Origin of the sequence: Natronococcus sp. A-GB7 (assembly GCF_029688865.1) — an archaeon.
GTDB lineage: Archaea > Halobacteriota > Halobacteria > Halobacteriales > Natrialbaceae > Natronococcus.
The window spans coordinates 1-23028 of the sequence record NZ_JARUKV010000002.1 but is presented as its reverse complement, the minus strand read 5'-3'; the positions used below and the strand labels follow the sequence as shown (position 1 = coordinate 23028).

The following is a 23028-nucleotide window of genomic DNA, read 5'->3' as shown; positions in this document are numbered from 1 at the left end:
TTTTTTCGATCCTGTCCAGTGCAAATAAGTCCCTCCGGCGTCCATCGACGGGTATGACGTTGCTCGCCGAACGGACGACGACCGCGGCCGCCGAGGACCTCGAGGCGGCTTCCGTCGCCGTCCTTCCCGTCGGAAGCACCGAACAGCACGGCCCCGCGCTCCCGCTGGGGATGGACCACATGGCCGCCGAGGGCTTCGCTCACACAGTGACCGACCGCGAGGACGCGGTCGTCCTCCCCACGCTTCCCGTCGGCGTCAGCGAACACCACCGCCAGTTCGACGGGACGCTGTACGTCGGCCCGGAGACGTTCGAGGAGTACGTCCGGGAGACGGTCTCGAGCCTCGCCGACCAGGGCGTCCGGAAGGTCGTCGTGGTCAACGGCCATGGCGGCAACTCGGGGGCGCTCCGGCGGGCCGCCCGTCGGCTGCGCGAGGAGCGGACGGCCTTCGCCCCGCCCTGGAACTGGTGGGACGCCGTCGGCGAACTGGCCGACGAGCTGTTCGACGAGGACGGCGGCCACGCCGACGCGGCCGAGTCGAGTCTGCTGTGGCACCTCCGCGAGGACCTCGTCCGACCCGATGCGCTCGAGGCCGCCGAGGAAGGCGCGAGCGAGGGCTGGGGCGAGTCGGTCCACGGCGCCGTCCTCGGCTTCGACACGATCGACTTCTCCGAGAGCGGCGCGGTCGGACGGCCGACCCAGGCCGATCCCGAGAAGGGTCGGCAGCTGTTCGAGACCGGCCGCGACCGACTGGGGGCGCTGCTCGATTGGCTCGCCGAGCGCCCGCTCGAGGCCTGCTGGCCTCGTGATGGGCGATGAGCGAAGACGAGGCACCCGAGCTCGCGGTCGGGGCAGACGCCTTCACCGAGCGCGGTCGGGACCTCGAGGTGGCCGTCGTCGGCGCGGGCGCGATCGGCGCGACTGCGGCCTACGACCTGGCGCGGGAGGGCGCCGACGTGACGCTGTACGACCGCGGGACGATCGCGAGCGGCTCGAGCGGGCGCGCGGCGGGAGTCTGTTACGACGCCTTCGCCGACCCGCTGGACGCCGAGATCGGTAGCGACTCGATCGAGCGCTTCCGGGAGCTGTCGGGCGACGATACGTTCCCGTTCGTCGAGTGTCCCTACGTCTGGCTCGCTCGAGAGGACGACGAGCGCAACGCCGAGGCGCTTCGCGACCAGATCACGCGCATGCAGGAGAACGGGACGATCGCGCTCGAGGTCGACGGCGACGAGCTCGCGGAACGGTTCCGGGCGCTGCGGACCGACGACGTCGCGGTCGCGGGGATCGCCGGCGCCGCGGGCTACACCGATCCTGCCAAGTATACGGCCTGTCTCGCGGCGGCCGCCGATGGGGCCGGTGCGACGCTGCGCCCGGAGACGCCGGTTCGGGTTCGGACCGACCCCGCCCGCGTCGTGTGCGATGCGGACGGGAGCGCCCACGAGGTCGACGCCGTGCTCGTCGCCGCGGGCGCCCACACGAAGGAGGTGCTCGCGGACGCCGGGGTTTCGATCGCGATGAAGCCCTACCGCGTGCAGGCGCTGGTCGCCGACTGCGCGCTCGCCGAGCCGATGTGTTACGACGCGACCGGGGAGTTCTACCTGCGGCCCCACGCCGAGGGGGTGCTGGCGGGCGACGGCACCGAGTACGTCGAGGCCGATCCCGACGACTACGATCGCGACGCCTCGCCGGGGTTCGCGACGGACTTACTCGAGCGCGTCGACCACCGAGTTTCGGGGATCCACCTCGAGCCAGACGACGTCGTGCGGGCGTGGGCGGGGCTGTGCACGGCGACGCCCGACCGGGACCCGCTGGTGGGCGAGCTCGAGGACGGGCTGTACGTCGCCACCGGGTTCCAGGGCCACGGGTTCATGCGCGCGCCCGCGATCGGCGAGCGCATCGCCGACCAGGTGCTGGGCGGCGAGGGGATCGACCCCTTCGATCCGACCCGCTTCGACGGCGACGAGGCGTTCGACGTCGTCGAGGGGATGACGATTCGGGAGAACTAGTCGTCGATCGGGATCTCGTCGGTCCCGGGCTCGGTATCGCTCGCGTCCTCGGCCGTCGAGGCGTCCTCGATCTCGCCGTCGTCGATCGCCGAGTGTTTCGGAATCTCGATCCGCAGGGCCCCCGTTTCAGAGAGCGTTGCCGTCCCCGCATCGGGTTCGACGAGCGCGTCGCCGGGGAGGTCGGCCTCGCCCTCGAGTTCCATCCCGCGGCCGGGAAAGCGCATCTCGTAGCCGTCGTGGAACTGCCGGAAGCGATCGATCTTGACCGTGACCGTCCCCTCGAGGTAGCGGACCTGGATGTCGTCGGGGCCGGTACCGGGGGCGTCGAAGACGACGAGGTAGCCGGTCTCGTTCTCGAGGACGTCGACCGCCAGGGGGCGGTGGCGCTGTACGCGACCGTTCGCGCGGCCGACCTGGCGGTAGAGCGCGGCGCCGACCGCGTCCGCGAGACTCGAGAGGCTCATCGGCGACCCACCCCGCGGAGCGAACGCGGCCGACCCGAGCACGACGACGGCCGAGGGATCCTGATCATGGTCAGGTTCGAACGGTACGCTCGGCTCGTTCTTAGTGATTGTGGCGCGGAAACTACGGGACTGTACAGTGTTTCTGGAAGAGGTTACAGCTCGACCGGTTTCAGACAGTCGGTGCCGCCACAGACCGGACAGGACAGCTCCGAGACGTCGAAGTCGTCGGGGACGTCGTAGGTGTAGTGGTTCTCGAAGAGGTCGAGAAAGCAGTCTTCGGCGGTACAGACGATCTCCTCGGTTGGTGGCATACACGATAGTAGCGTCACGACGATCATCAACGTCGGGGTTACGGCACGCTTCGAGCGGACCGATCGGATCGATCACGGTGGCGTCGCCCCTCGAGCGAGCCGTCGGCGTCGGCCGACCGACCGATCCGCGGTTTCGCCTCCCAGCCGTCCACTGCCGGGCGGGGCTGAAGGGGGCGACGCGCCGGACGTGGTCCGGCGCGTCGGGGCTTTCGTGTAGTCACCGTTTTACCGCTCGAGGCGCTATCGGCCGCTATGACTGACCCCGAGACGCTGTCGGTGACGATCGTCGACGGCTACGTCGACGAACCCGCTCACTTCGGGGTGCCGCCGTACATCTCGACGTACCCCCGCTACACCGCAGGGGCGCTTGTCGACGCGGGCGTTCCCCGAGAGAAGATCACGTACCACACGATCGACGGCCTGCGCGACGAGCCCGATCGGTGGCGCGACGTAGACGAGGCCGATCTGCTGTGCTATCTGGGGGGGATGACCGTCCCCGGAAAGTACGTCGGCGGCACGCCTGCCGAGCCCGACGAGGTGCGCAAACTGGCGTGGACCGCCAGCGGCACGAGCCTGATGGGCGGCCCCGTGAAGTTCGGCGTCGGCGACGAGAACGCCGGCGGCACCGAAACCGAGCGCCAGGACCTGGACTTCGACTTCGTCGCCAAGGGTGATGTCGAGGCCGCCGTCCACGATCTGGTCGAGAGCGGTCTCGAAGGATTTTCCAACCGGATGCGCGATGTCGACGAGGTCTCGCGGTGGGCACAGGAGGGCGCGTTCATCGTCGAGCAGCACCCGAACCACCCCGAGTACCTGATCGCCGAACTCGAGACCTCGCGGGGCTGTGCCTACCGGTGTTCGTTCTGTACCGAACCCCTCTACGGGAATCCGACGTTCCGACCGCCACCGTCAGTCGTCGGCGAGGTCGACGCCCTCTCCGATCTCGGCGTTCGGCACTTCCGGATCGGCCGCCAGGCCGACATCCTCGCCTATGGCGGCGACGGCGAGGCGCCCAACCCCGACGCCCTTCGCTCGCTGTACGGCGGGATCCGCGAGGTCGCGCCCGACCTCGAGACGCTCCACCTCGACAACATGAACCCCATTACGATCGTCGAGTGGCCCGAAAAGAGCCGGGAGGGGATTCGAATCATCGCCGAGCACAACACGCCCGGCGACACCGCGGCCTTTGGCCTCGAGTCCGCGGACCCGCTGGTCCAGGAGGAGAACAACCTCAACGTCACCGCCGAGGAGTGTTTCGAGGCCGTCAAGATCGTCAACGAGGAGGCGGGATGGCGGCCGGGAGGACCGGACGACCCGAACGGCCCGGAGGAGGATGTGCCAACCCGTCTCCCCAAGCTCCTGCCTGGCATCAACCTCTTGCACGGGCTCAAGGGCGAGCGCGAGGAGACCTACGAGCGCAACCTCGAGTTTCTCCACCGGGTGTACGACGAGGGGTACATGCTCCGTCGGGTGAACATCCGGCAGGTGATGTCGTTCGACGGCACCGAGATGAGCGATACCGGCGCCGAGATCGCAAACGAGCACAAGAAGCTCTTCAAGCGCTACAAACGGCAGGTCCGCGAGGAGATCGACAACCCGATGCTCGCCCGCGTCGCCCCGCTCGGAACGGTGTTGCCGGACGTCCACCTCGAGTACCACCAGGACGGGAAGACGTTCGGCCGCCAGCTGGGCACCTACCCGCTGCTGGTCGGCATCCCGGGCGAGCGCCCGCTGGGAACGACGACCGACATCGCCGTCGTCGACCACGGCTACCGGTCGGTGACCGGCGTGCCGTACCCGCTCGATCTCAACGAGGCGTCGATGGACGAGCTGACGACCATCCCCGGCATCGGGAGTTCGACTGCAGGAGACATCGTCGTCAACCGACCCTACGACTCCGTTGCCGACGCCGAGTTCGGCGGCGAGGTCGATCTCGAGGGGTTCGCGACGATTCGGCCGCTCGAGCGCGCCGACTGACGGGTGTGGTGACGTCCCGCGAGTGCCACAGGACACCACGGTAGTCGTTCGGTAGTTCTATTACGGTTGGCACGCAGAGTCAAAGTCGAGGGTCTACCTGTGGAAATATCTGAAAAACTGCTGTGTTTGTTCAGTACGGAAGTCTCGGAGGAAGAGGATCGGTACGTCATCGAGGTGCCACGACAGGAAGTCGAAACCGGCGATATCGACGCCGGTGACGTCTACCGCGTCGCGCTCATCTCTCGTGATGAAACAACCGAGGAGTCGTCCGCATCGACGTCCCAGCCCAAGACTGCGCCGTCGGAACCGCAGCCACCGGTCGACGTCAACGAGACTCGATACGTCGAGATCGAGGACATCGGCAAGCAGGGCGACGGGATCGCTCGCGTCGAGCGAGGCTACGTGATCATCGTTCCGGGCGCCGACGTCGGCGAGCGCGTCAAGGTCGAGATCACCGAGGTCAAGTCGAACTTCGCGGTCGGCGAGATCATCGAAGACACGTTCTAAGGAACGAACTCCTTTCACGGGGTATCGTGACCGGCCTACGGCCGGTCGCGTGGCGGTTCCGTCGCCACGTCATCCGGTTGCGGGCTGACGGCCCGCAATCCGCTCACCCCCACAAAAATCGTCCTCAGAAAGCGAAAAATTCCGGTGGGGCCGCAAGCGCTCACGCGTGCGGACTTCGATCAACAACCACCGGAAGAGCTTGCTTTCTCGAGCCCTCGCTCGCTCCTCTGGAACTCGCGAGAATGATCGAGCGCGCCGTGGACCGGTTTGGAGCGAGCAAGGCGCAGGCAAGAACCGTGACAAAGACGAGCGGCGAAGCCGGGAGTAAGGCGTGCTCGGGAAAATGGCGTACTTCGTGCGCCGTATACTAACTTGGCGGTTCTCGAAGCCGCCGTCGTTCCAGTGAGTGCGAGCCTCTCGTACTTATTTCCATCACGTAGAAGACAGTTTAGAGGAAGCGTGCTGAATACACAGCGCGTATGCAGCACGCCTCGATCAAGTGAATTGGCGATTCGAAGAGGAGTGAACGATCAGTCCTTAGACGCTCGGCTCGATGTTCTGGTTCGTTCGGAACAGGTTCTCCGGGTCGTATTCATCCTTGAGCGCGACCAGTCGCTCGTATGCGGGGCCGAACGTGGTCCGCATCATGTCGTCGCCCTCCTCGAGGAATCCCGGGAAGTTCAGATAGATCGAACCGTCCGAGAACTGCCGCATATCGTCAAGACAGTCGCGCACCCACTCGATGTTGGCATCGTCGTTCTCTGAATTCTCCCAGTTGGCCTCCACGCCGAGGAGAAAGGGAGCGTGGCGCCCGGCGAAGGCACTTTCCTCGATCTCGACATCGGTGATGGCGCCCCCGAGCTGCCAGATATCGACGGTTGACAGCGGCGAGGGCGCTGCCTCGGCCCAGTACTCGATCCGGTCGATGGCAGAGTCCGAAAGCCCGTCGAGGTATAGCGACTTCCAGTAGTACCGCATCCCGTCGGGGTAGTCCTCGTCGAGCAGTTGCTGGAACTCGGCGTAGGGCATCGTTTCGCTGACATCAGCAATCGGAGTAGCGAACTCCCGTAGGGGCTTCAGTTTGGCCTCCCCCTCGTCGGCAGGCCCGGCATAACAGCCCATAATGGCGAACTTCTGTTCGTGGATCCACTCTGCGGAGAACAGCTCCTCTTCCGGAAGTTCGCCGGCGAACACGAGCGTGCTGATCTCGTCGGAAGCGGTCGCAACAAACTCCCGGTAGGCTCGCAGCACCTCGATCAGCCGGTCACCGGAATAAAACACGAGACAGGTCGCTACGTCCGGACCGACGGGGTGAAGCTCGAACTCGAATCCAGTGACGATACCGAAGTTGCCACCGCCCCCGCGCAACCCCCAAAACAGGTCTGCGTTCTCGTCGGCGCTGGCCGTCAGGTACTCGCCCTCTGCCGTGACCAGTTCGACCGAGCGGAGGTTGTCACAACTCAGGCCGTACTTGCAACGCAGGTGTCCGATTCCACCACCGAGCGTCAATCCGGCGACACCGGTATCCGAAACGACACCGCCGGGTGTCGCTAGCCCGAATGCCTGTGTTTCGTGGTCGAGATCTGCCCACGTGGCACCGGCTTGGGTCCATGCGGTGTGTGCCTCCGGATCGACCCTGACGCCGGTCATCTCCGAGAGGTCGATGACGAGCCCATCATCACAGACAGCCGTGCCGGCCACGTTGTGCCCGCCGCCCCTCACCGCCACGAGAAGATCGTTCTCTCGAGCGAACTTCACCGCGCTGATAACGTCCGCAACACCCGCACACCGCGCAACGAGGTCGGGACGCTTGTCGATCATCCCGTTCCAGACCGCCCGGGCGTCGTCGTAGTCGGGATCATCGGAACGAATCAAGTCGCCGTGGAATCCTGCTTCGAACTGTTCGGCCCGTTCGTCGTCGACGGCGTGCTGTGCCATAGAATATCGAACGATTGCAGGGATGTTGGCCTCATCTATCAAGTAGCGTTCGACGACGTGAACGCCGTTTAGCACGTGAGACGAGTTTCAGTTCACGAGAGGAAGAGTTACCTCCTATGCTAGCCTCTCTCAAACAGAGGGGACTCCCATGGACCCCCACACTGACGAGCCGGACTCCAAGGACTTCCCTCCACCACCGGGTTCGCCGATTCTGGAGGCGGTCCTCGAGAACGCGCGCAACCAGAAGTTTCTCGGTCAGCGACTCGACGCTGCGGGCGACCGCGTCGATACGGACCTGCTCGGCGACATCGTTCGACATGGGCCGGTACTCGAAGCGCTCCGCGAGGAGCCGCTCGATCGCCGGGAGATCGAGGCGCACCTCGACGTGTCCCGGGCGACGAGCCACCGCTTCACGCAGTGGCTCGACGAGCAGGGCTTCGTCGCGAAGGTCGACGGACGGTTCCAGTTAACCGGGCGGGGTGAGGCCGTCGCCGACGAGGTACTCCGGTTCGAAGCGAACGTGCGAACCGTCCACCGAATGGCGCCGCTGCTGGATATCATCTGTGAGGATCATCAGGAGTTCGTCATCGAACCGTTCGTCGATGCGACCGTTACCGTCGCCGAACCGGACGATCCGTACCAGCCGGTCGAGCGGTTTATTTCGCTCGTAAGTGAGTCGGAGGCCTTCCGCGGGTTCAATACGACGCACATGGCACCGCTAGTCCTCGGCGAGTTCCACCAGCGGGTGTTCGACGGGATAGACACCGAGATCATCTACCTTCCTCACATCGTCGAGAAGCTCTTCGAGACCTATCCGACGCAAGCGACCGAGGCGATCGAGCGCGGGCACCTCACGCTCCGAACGCGCGACGACTTGCCGTACGGGCTCGCCATCTTCGATGAGCGAGTCGGGATCGGGGGCTACGAGGAGAGCACGGGCCTGATGCAGGTGTTCGTCGATACGGACTCGCCCATCGCTCGCGAGTGGGCCGAATGCGTCTACGCATCGGTCAAGGCGGACTCCGACCCGCTCGAGGAACGGTTCGACTCGCCTTGATACCGTCGTCCTGCAATCTTCGTCGAACTTAGCGAGGGAGCCCCGAGTCACCTTCGATCCGGTACTGAACTCGTGCTCTGTATTCAGCACGCCGTTTCTGGCAGCTATCAGTGAAGCCGACCGCCACTTCGTTACCTGCTTGGCCTGTATAGCGCACCTACCGAAGACCGGGCAAAAACGTTACAGTAGTCTGCCGGCTCTCGAGCCACTCTACTCCGGGATCGTCTCGCGGAACGTCTCCGGATCGTCGTGGAAGCAGTCACCGACGACGATGGCGTCCGCACCGGCCTCGAGGATCTCGCTCGCCCGTTCGGAACTGTCGATCCCGCCGCCGTAGAACAGCGCGGTCTCCTCTACGTACCGGGCGGCCGCCTCGACGTCACGAGGGCCGCCGTAGGTCCCCGAGTACTCGACGTAGAAGATCGGGAAGTCGTAGAACGTCTCCGTCGCGAGGGCCGCGCCAGCGACCTCCTCAGGACTGTAGGCCGCCTCGACGCCCGAAACCGCCGCGGCCGTCGACTCGAGGTGTTGCACGACGTACCCCTCCCCGACGAGCTTGCCCGCCAGTTCTGCGACCACCTCGACCCCCTTCGAGGCGAGCAGGTCGCCGACGAGGGGAACGCTCGAGCCGAGTAGCTCGTCCGGTTTCTGCCCGACCTCGGTGAAGAGGTCGACGTGCTTGCCGACGAAGTGATCGTGATCGCCGTTGTAGACGGCGGGGATCGAGACGGCGTCAGCCGCCTCGATGGTGTCTCGCGAGACGTGCGTCGAGCTGTACGGCTCCTGAAAGACCGGGATCTCCGAGAAGACGTCCGCGACCCGTTCGATCGCCTCGAGGCTGTTCGACTCGGTGACGTCGTCGGAGCCGCCGACGAGCACCAGATCGGTTCCCTCGAGGACGCCGAGATCCGACGGTAGGGATTTCGCCGGATCGACCTTCGTGACGTGGGTGATCTCGTCCCAGTCGACGTTCATGCGGACGGATCCAGCGGTCGGGCAAAATCCCTGTCGGTTCGATCCGATCGATGTCGCGGAGAGCGAGCCGGCTACTCGTCGACCGGAGTGCCGTCGATCCGCTTCGGACCCTCGGAGTCGTGGACGACGACTTCGCCCGGCTTCCGATCCGCGGGCTCGTACTCGTCGCGGACGCCGATCGCCTCCTCGAGTTCCCGGATTGCCCGTTCCTTTAGCGCGCGGGCGAGTTCCTCCGCGTCCTCGCGGGAGATGTCCCGGCCCAGCCCCTCGCACTCGTGGGCGCGGAGGACGCCCGCCTCGTTCTCGTCGCCGGCTTCTCCCCCCTCGGGGAGCGAAACGCTGTCGACGGCCTCGCCCATCGGCTGGCTCGTTCCCGCGAGCCCGACGCTGAAGGGATAGGTGTGACAGATCAGCGGTCGGTCCTCGTGGGCGGTGCAGGCGCCGACGCCGGCCTCGTCCTCCGCGTAGAACGCGCAGTCGCCACAGCCGTCGGTCTGAAGGGCCCACTCGAAGGTCTCGCCCTCGAGGCCGTCGTCGCCCTCCTCGAGGCCGTACGGCATCGGCCGGGCGACGTCGCGCCACTCGCGGTCCTCGGCGTCGGGGACGGCCTCGCCGTCGCCTCCGTCGCTCCCGACGGCGGCGGTATCCGCCTCCTCGAGCCGGCGGACCTCGTCGGGGAACACCGTCGCCGTGTGTTCGTCCTCGCCGTGGCCCGTACAGCAGGCGCCACAGCGGGTACACTCGAAGCCGATCGTCTCGATGGCGTCGGCCAGGTCGTCGACGGCCAGCTCGCGGGCGGACTCGAGTTCGGCTTCCAGCGATCGCACGTTCGTAACTACGTCTCGAGGGGGAAAAGCCGGTCGCTTGGCGCCGCCCTCCCCGGTAGCACGAACTGTCTCCCGAGCGAAGACGAACCGTTACGATCGCTCGAGACCTACGCTAGCATATGTCATCGCTCAACGAGGAGATGGGGGATGTCCAGACGGAGATCGATCACGTCCGCGAGCACCTCCGAACGGAGGTCCCCGACCTCTTCGCGTTCGACGTCACCGTCAGCCGAATCGAGTACAACGCGAACAGCAACAGCGTCACGCTTACCGTCGAACCCAGCTCCGAGGCCCGCAAGCAGATCTCAGAGGAGTTCGGCGGCGTCCGGGTGCGGATGGAGGATCAGCTCACCTTCGAGTTCCAGTTCACCTCGAACGGCTCGTAGCGCGCTCGCCGTCCCACTCGAGTCGGCCCTCGACGGCGAGTTTCTCGAGGTGGGCCCGGACGGTTGCCCGCGCGAGGTCGCGAACCCCCTCGAGGTCCTTCTCGTAGGCACCCTCCAGGATCGCCGCGAGCGAACCGGCGCCGTCGTCGACGGCCTCGAGCACCCGTCGCTCGCGCCGGAGTCGGTGGGCAATGAGTCGCTCGAGGGTTTCTCGAGGCGCCTCGATCTCGGGACCGTGGCCCGGGTACAGCGCCGGCGGGTCGATCGCTCGGAGCCGGCGCAGCGTCGTCAGGTACGCGCGCATGTCCCCGTCGGGAGCACCGACGACGACGCTGCCCTCGCGGACGGCGCAGTCCCCGCAGACGACCGGTCCGTCCGCGCCGGCCCCGAAGGCGAGGTGGTCCGGTGCGTGGCCCGGGGTACCCAGAACGCGCACGTACTCGTCGCCGAGATCGACCGTCGCCCCCGGGAGCAGCCCCCGGTCGGGGTCCCGTCCCGTCGCCTCGCGGAACCGCTCGCTCCGTCCGTACCGACCCCAGACGGTCGCGCCGGTTTCGGCCGCGTAGGCGTCGACTGCGCCGACGTGGTCGGGGTGGGTGTGGGTGACGACGACGTGCTCGACCGACCGTTCGTCGACGAGCCGATCGAGTTCGTCGGTGCGGGCCGCGGGATCGACGAGCACCGACGGCTCCTCGCCGAGCAGGTAGGCGTTGGTCGTCCCGCCGGGTGCGCGGGTACGGACGGGGACGGCGACGGACACGACGTTCATAGACGGCCATCGCGGGCGGCGAAAAAAGGCGTATCGGAGACCGTCGGCGCTCGGCCTCGTCGGCGATCAGCGTTTGAGGAAGTACACCTGCTTGCGCGCGTCGCGGAAGCTGTACCGGGAGCCGATTAGTCCGACGTCCTCGAGACGGTTGAGCGCGTAACGAACGGTCCGGTCGGGCAGCAGCGATTCCTCGGCGAGTTGCCCCTGCGACAGCGGCGAGTCGGCCTCGAGCACCTTGGCGACGAGTTTCGCACTCGGCGGTAGGTCGCGAAGGCGGTCGCGGTACTCCTCTTCGGAGAGTGAGTCTTCGGCGGAAGCGGCGTGGTCCTCTGCGGTACTCATGCTCATACCTACCACAGCGGAATCGGTGGTGGTAAAGCTTCCCTATATGTAGATACGAACAATCCAGTTTGTAATAGGTGTATAAACGCAATATTATTACAGTGTGCCGGAACGTCATCCTCGTCGGAGCGACCGCCCCAGAGGTCGCCTCGAGGCCACAGTCGCCGGTCGTTGCCGACGTCTCTCTTCCCCAATCGACGTATCACTTCCGGGACAATCGCCGACGGACTCCAGTATCGTTTTATCCTGTCGCTGCTGTAGTTGGATCCAGTGTGAAAGGACAGGAGTGGTACCAAGCCGACGACGTCGCCGCCGAGTACGACGACAAGCGCTTCTCCCAGGGCGGCCAGCTGATCGACCGCCGGGAGAAAGAAGCCGTACTCGAGGCCATCATGCCCGTCGAGGACCGCAACGTCCTCGAGATCGCCTGTGGTACCGGGCGGTTTACCGTCATGCTCGCCGAGCGTGGCGCGGACGTCGTGGGACTGGACATTTCGGCGGCGATGCTGCAACAGGGACGCAAGAAAGCGCAAGCGGCAAACCTGGAGGGGACCCTCGAGTTCCTGCGGGGCGACGCCGGACGACTGCCGTTTCCCGACGATCACTTCGACACCGTCATCGCGATGCGGTTTTTCCACTTGGCGGACGATCCCGAGGCGTTCCTGCGGGAGATGCGTCGGGTCTCGCGCGACCAGATCGTCTTCGACACGTTCAACCGCTTTTCGGCGCGCAGCGTCTACAACTGGGCGCTCCCGATGGGATCGCGGCTCTACTCGAAGAGCGAGGTCAGCGTGTTGCTCGCGAAGACCGACCTGACGCTGGTCGACGTCGAGGACGACTTCCTGGCGCCGTACGGACTCTACCGGTCGATTCCGAACCGGCTGGCGACCGCGATCCGCACGCTCGACGAGACGGTCGGCGGCCGTCCAATGACGGACCATTTCGCGTCGGTCTCCTACTGGAACACCCGCGTCAGGTAAGCGCGGGATCGAATTCCACCCTATTTTTATCCTCGGGTAATTCTACTATACGGTATGGAGCTCTCGGTAGTCGTCTCGACGCTCAATGACCGGGAGCGACTGCTGTCCTGTCTCGACGCGCTCGAGGCCGAAACCCCGCCGGGGACGGAGATCGTCGTCGTCAACGGCCCCTCCTCGGACGGAACGACCGGGGTCGTCCGCGAGCGAGCGGACGTCGACGTCCTCGTCGAAATATCGGAGCGAAACCCCAACGTCTCCCGTAACGCCGGCTTCGAGGTGGCGACGGGCGAGATCGTCGCCTTCCTCGACGCCGAGTACGCGATCGAACCCGGCTGGTACGAGGCCCTCGAGGACGCGACCGCCGGCGGCTCCGACGTCGTCGCGGGCCCGACTCGGGAGGCCGACGGAACCGCCTCGGAGAGCGAGCGTACCCAACGGATCGTCGGTCGCAGCGTAACGGTCTTCGACGGCGGCAACGTCGCGTTCGATCAGACCTCGCTCGAGGCCCTCGACGGATTCGACGAATACCTCGAGAGCGACGGTGCGCGGGATTGTGCCCACCGTGTGGGCGGCCTGGGCTTCGAGGTCGCCTGGTCGCCGTCGATGGCCGTCCGCAGCGACGTCGGCGCCGACGGGGGCCAGCCCGACCCGGAGTGGGGAACGACGTACCGGGCACTGGCCTACGGCCTCGGGAAGAACTACGGCCCGCGACCGACCGTGCTCGGACGGACGGTCGGCAGCGCGCTCCGGGACGGCCTCTCGGGGGTCCGGGAGATCGTCACCGGGGACGCGACGCCGACCGGCTGGTTCTCCAACGGGGTCGACGTCGTCACGAACGCCGCAGGCGGGTTCAAAGACGGCGTGCGCGCCCGCTACGCGGATCGATCGACCCGTCGCAATCCGAACGGGCTGTCGGTGCGCCACGATCGAGCCGTTCGGATCTACGACCGCCGATAATTACTCCCCGCGGAACTGCGGCTCCCGGTCGGCGAGTCGCGCATCGAACCCTTCCCGATAGTCGTCGGTGTCGTCGAGTTCGCGCCCGAGCGCCCGTTCGAACTCGAGCCCCCGCTCGAGGGGCGTCTCGAGCGCCGCGTTGAGCGCGCGTTTTCCGTTCTCGAGGCCCAGCGGTGCGTTCTCGCAGAGTCGGTCCGCGAACGCCTTCGCGCGCTCGTCAACGTCATCGTCGTCACAGAGCTCGTGGACGAGTCCCATCCGTTCGGCCGCTTCGGGATCGACGAACTCGCCGGTGAGGACGATCTCCTTCGCCCTCGAGAGGCCGACCAGTCGCGGTAGGCGCTGGGTGCCCCCGCCGTGGGGGAACGTTCCGAGCGTTACCTCGAGCAGTCCGTAGTTCGCGTCGCGGCCCAGAATCCGAAAGTCACAGGGCAGCGTCAGTTCGAACGCGCCGGCCGGTGCGGCCCGCTTGATCCCGGCGACGACCGGCTGGCGGGTCCGCTCGATGGTCTCGAGCAGCGAGGGGAAGACGTCCCGGTCGATGTCGGAGTCGGGTTCGACCCGGTCGCGCATCATCTCGAGGTCCATCCCGGCGCTGAGGACGGGGCCCTCCCCGAGCAGAGTGATCGCCCGGACGTCCTCGTCGGCGTCGACGCGCTCGAACGCCGCGGTCAGATCCCGCATGAGGTCGACCGACATCGCGTTTCGTTTTTCGGGTCGGGCGAGGTAGACGTCGGCTCGTCGGTCGTTCCAGTCGATCGCCGCGAGTCCAGTGCCAACGGATTCCATGGCGAACCGATCAGACGCCAGAAGTATAACGGACGGGGTCGAGCCGGCCGATCACTCGGGGTCGAACCCACCTGCAAGCCAATCGATCGCAAAGAGCGCGAGCGCGCCGACGACGGCCCATCCCGTGGTCAGCGCCAGGACGTCACCCGTCAGCGCGTGGGCGTCGGCGATCTCGTGGAGTGGCGCAGGAACCGAGCCGGCGATGAGGCCGACGAGAAAGAGCAGCGTCAGCTCCCGGTGGCGATCCAGCGCGAACCGGACGATCCGTGCGATCGTGACGAGTCCGACGAGCCCGCCGACGACGAAGACGACGACGGTGGTTCCGGGCTCGAGGATGCCCGCGACGGTTCCGTTGCCGAAGGCGAAGTCCCGAATCGACTGGAGAAACGCGGTCAGTTCCGAGGAGAGAAAGACGTACTGGCCGAGCAGGATCAGGATGAGCGACCCCGACACGCCGGGGAGGATCATCGCGCTGATCGCCAGCCCGCCCGAGAGGAAGATCAGGACGGCGCCGCTGCCCGGCAGCTGAAGGACGTTGGCGGCGACCAGCAGGGCGAGGACGGTGCCGGCGACGGCTGCGAGGGCGTGTTTTCCCGAAGCGAAGGGCAGACTCCGAAAGAGCACGACTGCCGACGCGGCGATCAGTCCGATGAAGAAGCCGAAGAGCGCGATCGGATGGGACTCTGACAGCGCCGTGACGGCACCGGCGATGAGCGCGACGGCCGTCACCATCCCCACCCCCAGCGGAAGCAGGAACTGCAGATCCATCTCGAGCAGCGCTTCCTTGGCGCGCCCCCGGCGCTCGGAGTCGTACCCCCGGAGCACGTCGATCGCTCGCCCGGGCGTGAGCGCGGTGACGGCGGCGATCAGCCGGCCGTAGAAGCCGAGCAGGAGCGCGACGGTGCCCCCGGAGACGCCGGGGAGGGCGTCAGCCGTTCCCATACAGAGACCGTAGCAGTAGACCCGCAACACCGAGAACCGCGGTCCGAGCCGCTGTTCGAGAGCGTGTAACATAGCTGGGGTCACCGTCCGATCGTCGTCGACGGCGGAGAACCGACCGCCCGTTTCGCGACCATACGTAGCGAACGTTTCGGCTCCGACATAAATCGACTCACTCGGCTCGACGGATGCGAACCCGACACAGGCCGAGTTCGGCGGCTCGAGCGACCCTCGAGCGACGGTTCTGGGCGGATCGGAACTCCTCGGTGACTGTAACCTCGAGTAACCGTTGTCTCGAGGGTGTGTCGAGGTGTGACAGGGAAAATCGCCAGACGGAGCGCTGACGGCTAGCGAAACAATTATATAGAAGTGCTGACGACATGGTTAGTGAGGATCCACAATGGCACAACAGCGACGCATGGGCGGACAGCCTATGTTCATTCTGAGCGAGGACAGTCAGCGAACCCAGGGCCGGGACGCCCAGTCGTCGAACATCATGGCCGGCAAGGCCGTCGCCGAATCCGTACGGACGACACTCGGCCCCCGCGGGATGGACAAGATGCTCGTCGACTCGGGCGGCGAGGTCGTCATCACGAACGACGGCGCGACCATTCTCAACGAGATGGACATCGAACACCCCGCGGCCCAGATGCTCGTCGAGGTCGCCGACTCTCAGGAGGAGGAGGTCGGCGACGGGACGACGACCGCGGCCGTGATCGCCGGCAACCTGCTGGGTGAGGCCGAGGATCTCATCGAACAGGACGTCCACGCGACGACGATCGTCGAGGGCTACCACGAGGCCGCCGAGATCGCCCTCGAGGCGATCGACGAGCAGGTCAGCCAGGACGCCGTCGACGACGACGTGCTCAAGCAGGTCGCCGAATCCAGCATGACGGGCAAGGGAACCGGCGGTCTGACCGCCGAGTCACTCGCCGAGACCGTCGTCGAGGCCATCCGCCACGTCGAGGACGACGAGGGGGTCCACCGGGACAACGTCACCGTTCACACCCAGATCGGCGCCTCCTCGAACGCGACCGAGCTCGTCCCCGGCATCGTCATCGACGAGGAGGCCGCCCACGACTCGATGCCCGGCGAGGTCGAGGACGCTTCGATCGCCGTCCTCGACGTCGAACTCGGCGTCCGCACCGGCGACATCGACGCCGAGTACGCTATCGACTCGATCGACCAGCTCAACCAGGCGATCGACGCCGAGGAGAGCGAGGTTCGCGGCTACGCCGAGACGCTCGCCGAGAGCGGCGCGGACGTCGTCTTCACGACCGACGACGTCGACGAGCGCATCAGCTCGTTCCTCGCCAAGGAGGGCGTGCTCGTCTTCGACAACGTCGGCAGCTCCGACGCCCGCCAGATCGTCTCCGCGACCGGTGCCAACCGCGTCGGCGCCCTCGAGGATCTCGAGGAGAGCGACTTCGGCGCGGCCGACCGCGTCCGCAGCCAGAACTACGGCGACGACGATCTCGCGTTCGTCGAGGGTGGCGCGGCCGCCGAGGCCGTCACCGTCTTCGTTCGCGGTGGCACCGAACACGTCGTCGACGAGCTCGAGCGAGCCATCGGCGACGCCCTCGACGTCGTCTCGACGGCGCTCGATTCGGGCGAGGTCGTTCCCGGCGCCGGCGCGACCGAGATCGCCATCGCCGACAAGATCCGCTCGGAAGCCGCCGGCATCGAGGGCCGCAAGCAGCTCGCGGTCACTTCCTTCGCCGACGCGCTCGACGTCGTTCCGCGGACGCTGGCGACCAACACCGGCCAGGACCCGATCGACACGCTCGTCGACCTGCGAGCGGCCCACGAGGGCGGTAAGCGCGCCGGCCTCATCACCGACGGCGAGACCGTCACCATCGACGACCCCTTCGAGTACGGCGTCGTCGACCCCGCAGACGTCAAGCGAGAGGCCATCCAGAGCGCGACCGAGGCCGCGACGATGATCGTCCGCATCGACGACGTCATCGCCGCCGAGTAACTGTCCGGCCGTCCTCCCGACGAAACATTATATTTTTGACGATATAGTTAAGTAATAACACACAAACCATCCTGTAGAATGTCCCTCTCTCCGCCGTCGGACGGATTGACGCCGGTCGACGATGCAGCGGGTCGAACCGTTTACCGCGACGAGGACCGCGATACCTACCACGTCTGGTGGACCGACAGCGACCCCGAGGCCGTGAGCACGGTCCTGGTGTTGGCCGTGGCGTCAGTGCTCGAGACTGACCTCGAGGAACTCGAGGCGCTGTCGACGCGGGTCGATCCCGACGCACTCGACGCGCTGTTCGCCCACTGGGGCCGACACCGCCTCGAGGACGGAACGACCTCGTTTCGGTTCGCCGGCTGTACGGTCTCCTGTCACGCCTCGGGCGAACTCGTCATCGATCCGTCGACGGATTCCTGATTCGTTCTCAATTGGTGGACTCGAGGACGACCCGGTCGCCGACCGCGAGGTCGAACGCCGCGTCGCCTCGCCCTCGATTGACGTCGAGTTCGACGTAGCCGTGGCTCCCGACGGTCGCGAGTCGATCGCCCGCGGGGACGGCCGCGAACGTGTCGCCGACCGGAGCCGGCTCGCCGTTCGCGACGACTCGCTCGCGGGTCTCGAGGAACGCCCCGGGAACGTTCGTGATCACGTTCCCGAAGTCGTCGACGACCAGCACCTCGCCGACGGCGCGGCCGTCCTCGAGGGTCGCTGTGGGAAGCTCGAGGTCGACCGGATCGGCCGTCGGCGTCAGAGCGGTCACGGCGTCGAGCCCGTCGCTGTCGTGGACCGCTGCGGCGGTCGGCGCGAAGACGTCCCGGCCGTGGAAGGTGTTGCTCCTCGGGCCCTCGCTGCGGTCCGGGACTGACTCGCCCGCGGGGACGACCGGCTCGAGCGACGCCTCGTCGACGACGTAACACTCGAGGGCGGCGTCGCCGGCGAGGCGCCGAGCGGCGGGGAGCAAAACGCCGTTGTCGGGTCCGACGAGCGCGTGCTCTCCGGCTCGGATCGCGATCGCGTCGCGGTCGGTGCCGACGCCGGGATCGACGACGACGAGGTGCGTAGCCGGCGGGAAGTACGGCAGCGTCTCCCGGAGCCAGAACGCCGCGGTGCGAACGTCCTGTCGCGGAAAGTCGTGCCCGACGTCGACCAGTCTCGCATCGGTGCGCCCGAGCAGGACCCCCTTCATCGCCGCGGGGTACGGCGTCCCGAAGTCCGACGTGAGCGTGATCATGGCCGCGGATACGGCGCGATCGATAAAAACGAACATGGCTCGAGCCACGGTTCCCGCGACCGAGCGGTTCCGGGGATCAGTCGCCGTTCGTATCGGAGCCGCTGACCATCTGGATCCGTTCGATCCCGTTGATCTCCTCGACGACCTCGACGACCGGCTCGGGGACCAGCGACTCCCAGTCGCCGCCGTTGATCATCCGCTCGCGAACCTCGGTTCCCTCGAGGACCTCGCGGTTGAACATCGGCGACTGACGCACCTCGAAGTTCGCCTCGCGAAACAGCTGGACGACCAGCGGGTTGTTCGAGTAGGCGACGTCGAAGTGCGGACTCATGCTCTGGACGTGGCTCACCCACACCGAGTTTCGCTCTAAGTCCTCGATCGGGACGGCGTAGGTGACGACATCGGTGTCGACGAGCGACTTGGTGATCATCATGATCCGTTCGCCGGCGGTAAACGGATTCCGCACCGAGTGTGAGTCGTCGGCGCTTCCGATCCCCAACACGAGCTCGTCGACGTCGCCGGCGATCTGCTCGACCATGTTGCGGTGGCCGTTGTGAAACGGCTGGAAGCGGCCGATGTAGAACCCCCTCATGCCGGGTACTGTTTCGGGGTTGCGCTTAAGCGTGGCGGGTTCCCTCGCGAGGGCGCCGGAGGGAGCGGTATTTACGGTGCGGTCGGCGATCGCACTCGGTCGCCAGTAGCTCGATCGGCCGCTCGAGGGCCGTAGTCGGGGATTACGGCCACCCTCGCCGCGTTCCGCATGGAGAAAGTATATCAGTCGCAATCCCTTCGGATCAGGTACTGAACAGAGTTCTATGAGTAACGATACGAACGTTGATGACTCCCCCGAAGGCGCACCTGACGACGCTCCCCGCGAGAGCCAGCGGGAGCAGTCGTCGGACCGCCAGGGGGACCGGCCGCCGGTGACGGACTCCGGCGATCGGCCCGACGAGTCCGACGGGAGGCCGACCGAGGAAGCCGGCCGCGAGTCGGAGCCCGACGAGTCCGAGCAGCGTCCGTCCGACGGGTTCGACGAGGAGCCCGGCGCCGACGAGGAACCCGACGCCGACGAGGGTATCGAGACCGTCGAGGACCTCGGGAGCACCGTCGAGGTCGATCCCGGGGTCGAGTTCGACGAGGAGAACGCCGAGGACGACCTTCTCGGCGGACTCAAGATCGATTCGACGGACGACATCGAGGTCCCCGATCGACTCGTCGACCAGGTGATCGGACAGGACGAGGCTCGAGATATCATCATCAAGGCGGCCAAGCAGCGCCGACACGTGATGATGATCGGCTCGCCCGGAACCGGGAAGTCGATGCTGGCCAAGGCGATGAGCCAGCTGCTCCCCCAGGAGGACCTCCAGGACGTCCTCGTCTACCACAACCCCGACGACGGCAACGAGCCGAAAGTCCGGACGGTCCCCGCGGGAAAGGGCGAACAGATCATCGACGCCCACAAGGAGGAAGCCCGCAAGCGCAACCAGATGCGGTCGATCCTGATGTGGATCATCATCGCGATCGTCGTCGGCTACGCGATCCTCTCCGGGCAGATCCTGCTCGGTATCCTCGCAGCGGGTATCATCTGGTTTATCTTCCGCTACACGTCCCGCGGCACGGACGCGATGGTGCCGAACATGATCGTCGACAACGGCGACCAGCGCCAGGCGCCCTTCGAGGACGCCACCGGCGCCCACGCCGGTGCACTGCTGGGCGACGTCCGCCACGACCCGTTCCAGTCCGGCGGGATGGAGACGCCGAGCCACGACCGGGTCGAACCCGGCGGCATCCACAAGGCCAACAAGGGCGTGCTGTTCGTCGACGAGATCAACACGCTCGACGTCCGCACCCAGCAGAAGCTGATGACCGCGATCCAGGAGGGCGAGTTCGCCATCACGGGCCAGTCCGAGCGCTCCTCGGGCGCGATGGTCCAGACCGAGCCCGTCCCCTGTGACTTCATCATGATCGCGGCCGGGAACCTGGACGCGATGGAGAACATGCACCCCGCGCTCCGCAGCCGTATCAAGGGCTACGGGTACGAGGTGTACATGGACGACACCATCGAAGACACCGCCGAGATGCGCCGCAAGTACGCCCGCTTTATCGCCCAGGAGATCGACCGCGACGGTCGCCTCCCCCACTTCACCCGCGAGGCCGTCGAGGAGGTCATCCTCGAGGCCAAGCGCCGGGCAGGCCGCAAGGAGCATCTCACCCTCGAGTTCCGGAGCCTCGGCGGACTGGTCCGGGTCGCCGGCGACATCGCCCGGGCCGAGGACGCCGAGTTCACGACCCGTGAGGACGTCCTCGAGGCCAAGGGCCGCTCGCGCTCGATCGAACAGCAACTCGCCGACGACTACATCGAACGGCGCAAGGACTACGAGCTGCAGGTTACCCACGACGGGATGGAGGGCCGAGTCAACGGCCTCGCCGTCATGGGCGAGGACTCGGGTATCATGCTGCCCGTCATGGCCGAGATCGCGCCCGCACAGGGCCAGGGCCAGGTCATCGCCACGGGGCAGCTCAAGGAGATGGCCGAGGAGTCGGTCCAGAACGTCTCGGCGATCATCAAGAAGTTCTCCGACGTCAACCTCTCGGAGAAGGACGTTCACATCCAGTTCGTCCAGGCCGGCCAGCAGGGTGTCGACGGCGATTCGGCGTCGATCACGGTCGCGACGGCCGTCATCAGCGCCCTCGAGGATATCCCGATCGACCAGTCGGTCGCCATGACCGGCTCGCTGTCGGTTCGCGGCGACGTCCTTCCGGTCGGCGGGGTGACCCACAAGATCGAGGCCGCCGCCAAGGCCGGCTGTACAAAGGTCATCATCCCGAAGGCCAACGAACAGGACGTGATGATCGAGGACGAGTACGCCGAGATGATCGAGATCGTCCCCTGTTCGAACATCAGCGAGGTCCTCGACGTTGCCCTGATGGGCGAACCGAAGAAGGACTCGCTGGTCGATCGGCTCAAGTCGATCACCGGATCGGCGTTCGACCAGCAGGCCGTCAGCGGTTCGAACCCGAGTCCGCAGTAGATGACGAGCTGGACGGCGTTCGCGGTGATCACGGGCGCCGTCCTCCTCGTGCTTCTCGTTCTCTCACATCTCACGCAGTCGGCGTTCGACGAGATCGATCTCGAGGCCGGCTCAGACGACTCCGCGACCGATTCGACGGACGAGGCTCCAGCGGCGGATACCGCCGACGATGCCGTCGACTCGCGATCAGATCCCAAGTCTGACTCCGAAGCGGTAGTCGACCCCGCCTCGAGTCCGGCGTCGACAGCTCCCGGCGACGGAGCCGCGACTGCCGAGACGGACCGTGATCTCGAGGCGGAGACGGCTGAGCCCGCCCCTCGAGACCGGCGGGACGGCGTCGATCCCGACTCGCTGACGACGGGGATGATGCTCGCGAACGTCGCGGCCTCGCAGGGGCTGTTCGCGCTGGCTCTGCTCGGAGCGATCGTCTACACCGGCGTCCCGGCCGACGCGCTGGGAATCGAGTTTTCCAGGGCGTATCTCGAGACCGGGCTGGTCGTCGGCACCGCGGTCGGGGTCGTCCTCTACGTCGCCAACGAGCTCGGCGCCGCGCTCGCGACGCGGCTGGGGTTCGACCACGACGAGCAGCTCCGGGAGCTGCTGGCGCCGGACTCGGCTCGAGGGTGGGCCGTGCTGCTCGGGGGCGTGCTCCCACTGATCGCCGTCTTCGAGGAGCTCCTGTTCCGGGCGGCGCTGATCGGCGCGCTCTCGGTCGGCTTCGGCATCTCGCCGTGGCTGCTCGCGGTGGCGTCCTCGCTCGCGTTCGCGCTCGGTCACGGGATGCAGGGCGACGTCGGCGTCGTCGTCACCGGGCTGCTCGGGTTCGTGCTGGCGGCGGTCTTTATCGTGACGGAGAGCTTTCTCGTGGTCGTCATCGCCCACTACCTGATCAACGCCTTCGAGTTCGTCGTCCACGAGGGGATCGACCTCGAGTGGGCCCGAACCCTCGAAAGCTAAGGGTCCCCGGCCGCTGGGATCGGGTATGAGCGATACGATCGAACTCTCGGGGTCGATGCGGCGGCTGATCGTCTACGGAATCCTGTTTTACTTCGCGCTGTTCGCGTACGCGACGCTGGCCGAGGATGCGCTAGCGATGGTCGCGACCGAGTTCGCCTTCGGCGTGATCGCGATCGGAATCGGCGCGATCCTCTACCGAGAGGCCGACGAACCGACCTCGGTCGTCACGGGTGCCGCAGTCTGTCTGATCGCAGGCGGGATCCTCCAGTTCGCCCACCTCGCCAGCGGGTTGGTGATCGTCGATCTGGCGAGCACGCTGCTGGTCTACGCCGGAATCGGGCTCTACATCTACGCGGCCTGGAACAGCTAGAAGACGGCACTCCAGCAGATAGTAGCACGAGCTAGTTCGAGGAGATGGTTTGTGAAACCCGCGTTACATGCAGGCGGAGGCGGTATCACTGCGGTAGCGTCACAAGCGCAGCACCCGCGAGCGACCAGCGGGAGCGAGCGGCCTTTTTAGCGTAGATTTTTGCGCCGAGTGGTTCCGAACGCAGTGAGGAATCCCGAGGCGGAAAAAGGTACGTGGTCACTCTCC

The 23028-nt window shown here is 66.4% G+C and carries 24 protein-coding genes; 13 read left to right on the top strand and 11 right to left on the bottom strand.

Annotation, left to right across the window (positions count from 1 at the left end):
* Nucleotides 1–53: 53 nt before the first annotated feature.
* A complete protein-coding gene (locus QA609_RS02030; RefSeq protein WP_278300914.1) occupies nt 54–818 on the top strand; it encodes a creatininase family protein in 765 nt (254 codons plus the stop codon).
* Nucleotides 815–2008: an FAD-binding oxidoreductase gene (locus tag QA609_RS02025; RefSeq protein WP_278300913.1), complete on the top strand. Its 1194-nt coding sequence runs from the start codon at nt 815–817 to the stop codon at nt 2006–2008. The genes QA609_RS02030 and QA609_RS02025 overlap by 4 nt, the downstream gene beginning before the upstream one ends.
* Here QA609_RS02025 and QA609_RS02020 read toward each other — a convergent pair.
* Nucleotides 2005–2472: an Hsp20 family protein gene (locus QA609_RS02020; protein ID WP_278300912.1), complete on the bottom strand. Its 468-nt coding sequence runs from the start codon at nt 2470–2472 to the stop codon at nt 2005–2007. The genes QA609_RS02025 and QA609_RS02020 overlap by 4 nt on opposite strands.
* Before the next feature lie 152 nt (nt 2473–2624).
* On the bottom strand, nt 2625–2783 hold the full coding sequence (locus QA609_RS02015) for a hypothetical protein (RefSeq protein WP_005553897.1): 159 nt from the start codon (nt 2781–2783) through the stop codon (nt 2625–2627).
* Nucleotides 2784–3035: 252 nt separating this feature from the next.
* Between QA609_RS02015 and QA609_RS02010 the strand changes: the two genes are divergently transcribed.
* Both QA609_RS02010 and QA609_RS02005 read left to right on the top strand, forming a co-directional pair.
* On the top strand, nt 3036–4760 hold the full coding sequence (locus QA609_RS02010; protein WP_278300911.1) for a radical SAM protein: 1725 nt from the start codon (nt 3036–3038) through the stop codon (nt 4758–4760).
* A gap of 99 nt (nt 4761–4859) precedes the next feature.
* Nucleotides 4860–5267, top strand: a complete 408-nt coding sequence (locus QA609_RS02005; RefSeq protein WP_278300910.1) for a TRAM domain-containing protein — start codon at nt 4860–4862, stop codon at nt 5265–5267.
* A gap of 537 nt (nt 5268–5804) precedes the next feature.
* Here the strand turns inward: QA609_RS02005 and QA609_RS02000 are convergent.
* The gene (locus QA609_RS02000) at nt 5805–7205 is read right to left on the bottom strand and encodes an FAD-binding oxidoreductase (RefSeq protein ID WP_278300909.1); all 1401 of its coding nucleotides are present in this window, start codon (nt 7203–7205) and stop codon (nt 5805–5807) included.
* A 148-nt stretch (nt 7206–7353) separates the two neighbouring features.
* Here QA609_RS02000 and QA609_RS01995 point away from each other — a divergent pair, with 148 nt between their 5' ends.
* Nucleotides 7354–8262 (top strand): transcriptional regulator, encoded by a 909-nt coding sequence (locus QA609_RS01995; RefSeq protein ID WP_278300908.1) that lies wholly within the window; start codon nt 7354–7356, stop codon nt 8260–8262.
* Between the two features lie 210 nt (nt 8263–8472).
* On the opposite strand, the gene QA609_RS01990 is transcribed toward QA609_RS01995, so the two are convergent.
* Both QA609_RS01990 and QA609_RS01985 read right to left on the bottom strand, forming a co-directional pair.
* Nucleotides 8473–9237: a heptaprenylglyceryl phosphate synthase gene (locus QA609_RS01990; RefSeq protein WP_278300907.1), complete on the bottom strand. Its 765-nt coding sequence runs from the start codon at nt 9235–9237 to the stop codon at nt 8473–8475.
* A 71-nt stretch (nt 9238–9308) separates the two neighbouring features.
* Nucleotides 9309–10064: a YkgJ family cysteine cluster protein gene (locus tag QA609_RS01985; protein WP_278300906.1), complete on the bottom strand. Its 756-nt coding sequence runs from the start codon at nt 10062–10064 to the stop codon at nt 9309–9311.
* Between the two features lie 119 nt (nt 10065–10183).
* On the opposite strand from QA609_RS01985, the gene QA609_RS01980 reads away from it, so the two are divergent.
* Complete coding sequence (locus tag QA609_RS01980; RefSeq protein ID WP_278300905.1) at nt 10184–10450, top strand: hypothetical protein; 267 nt, start codon at nt 10184–10186, stop codon at nt 10448–10450.
* Here QA609_RS01980 and QA609_RS01975 read toward each other — a convergent pair.
* A complete protein-coding gene (locus QA609_RS01975; RefSeq protein WP_278300904.1) occupies nt 10431–11219 on the bottom strand; it encodes an MBL fold metallo-hydrolase in 789 nt (262 codons plus the stop codon). The genes QA609_RS01980 and QA609_RS01975 overlap by 20 nt on opposite strands.
* A gap of 66 nt (nt 11220–11285) precedes the next feature.
* Nucleotides 11286–11567, bottom strand: coding sequence for a helix-turn-helix domain-containing protein (locus QA609_RS01970; protein WP_278300903.1), 282 nt, complete (start codon nt 11565–11567; stop codon nt 11286–11288).
* 266 nt (nt 11568–11833) lie between these two features.
* Between QA609_RS01970 and QA609_RS01965 the strand changes: the two genes are divergently transcribed.
* Entirely contained in the window at nt 11834–12541 is a 708-nt protein-coding gene (locus QA609_RS01965) for a class I SAM-dependent methyltransferase (protein WP_278300902.1), read from the top strand.
* A 54-nt stretch (nt 12542–12595) separates the two neighbouring features.
* Nucleotides 12596–13498 carry a glycosyltransferase family 2 protein gene (locus QA609_RS01960; protein WP_278300901.1) on the top strand — a complete coding sequence of 301 codons (903 nt, stop codon included), beginning with the start codon at nt 12596–12598 and terminating at the stop codon, nt 13496–13498.
* Here the strand turns inward: QA609_RS01960 and QA609_RS01955 are convergent, their stop codons facing one another.
* Both QA609_RS01955 and QA609_RS01950 read right to left on the bottom strand, forming a co-directional pair.
* On the bottom strand, nt 13499–14287 hold the full coding sequence (locus QA609_RS01955) for an enoyl-CoA hydratase/isomerase family protein (protein ID WP_278300900.1): 789 nt from the start codon (nt 14285–14287) through the stop codon (nt 13499–13501).
* Nucleotides 14288–14338: 51 nt separating this feature from the next.
* On the bottom strand, nt 14339–15301 hold the full coding sequence (locus QA609_RS01950; RefSeq protein ID WP_278300899.1) for a DUF368 domain-containing protein: 963 nt from the start codon (nt 15299–15301) through the stop codon (nt 14339–14341).
* 358 nt (nt 15302–15659) lie between these two features.
* On the opposite strand from QA609_RS01950, the gene thsA reads away from it, so the two are divergent.
* Nucleotides 15660–17204, top strand: coding sequence for a thermosome subunit alpha (gene thsA, locus QA609_RS01945; RefSeq protein WP_278301169.1), 1545 nt, complete (start codon nt 15660–15662; stop codon nt 17202–17204).
* 78 nt (nt 17205–17282) lie between these two features.
* Nucleotides 17283–17630, top strand: a complete 348-nt coding sequence (locus tag QA609_RS01940) for a HalOD1 output domain-containing protein (protein ID WP_278300898.1) — start codon at nt 17283–17285, stop codon at nt 17628–17630.
* A gap of 7 nt (nt 17631–17637) precedes the next feature.
* On the opposite strand, the gene QA609_RS01935 is transcribed toward QA609_RS01940, so the two are convergent.
* Entirely contained in the window at nt 17638–18444 is an 807-nt protein-coding gene (locus QA609_RS01935; protein WP_278300897.1) for an SAM-dependent chlorinase/fluorinase, read from the bottom strand.
* A 76-nt stretch (nt 18445–18520) separates the two neighbouring features.
* The gene (locus tag QA609_RS01930) at nt 18521–19036 is read right to left on the bottom strand and encodes a nicotinamide-nucleotide adenylyltransferase (protein ID WP_278300896.1); all 516 of its coding nucleotides are present in this window, start codon (nt 19034–19036) and stop codon (nt 18521–18523) included.
* A 223-nt stretch (nt 19037–19259) separates the two neighbouring features.
* Between QA609_RS01930 and lonB the strand changes: the two genes are divergently transcribed.
* The 3 genes from lonB to QA609_RS01915 are packed head-to-tail and all read left to right on the top strand — an operon-like array spanning nt 19260 to nt 22803.
* Nucleotides 19260–21476, top strand: a complete 2217-nt coding sequence (gene lonB, locus QA609_RS01925; RefSeq protein ID WP_278300895.1) for an ATP-dependent protease LonB — start codon at nt 19260–19262, stop codon at nt 21474–21476.
* On the top strand, nt 21477–22433 hold the full coding sequence (locus QA609_RS01920; protein WP_278300894.1) for a CPBP family intramembrane glutamic endopeptidase: 957 nt from the start codon (nt 21477–21479) through the stop codon (nt 22431–22433).
* 25 nt (nt 22434–22458) lie between these two features.
* Nucleotides 22459–22803 carry a hypothetical protein gene (locus QA609_RS01915; RefSeq protein ID WP_278300892.1) on the top strand — a complete coding sequence of 115 codons (345 nt, stop codon included), beginning with the start codon at nt 22459–22461 and terminating at the stop codon, nt 22801–22803.
* The last annotated feature ends 225 nt before the right edge of the window (nt 22804–23028 follow it).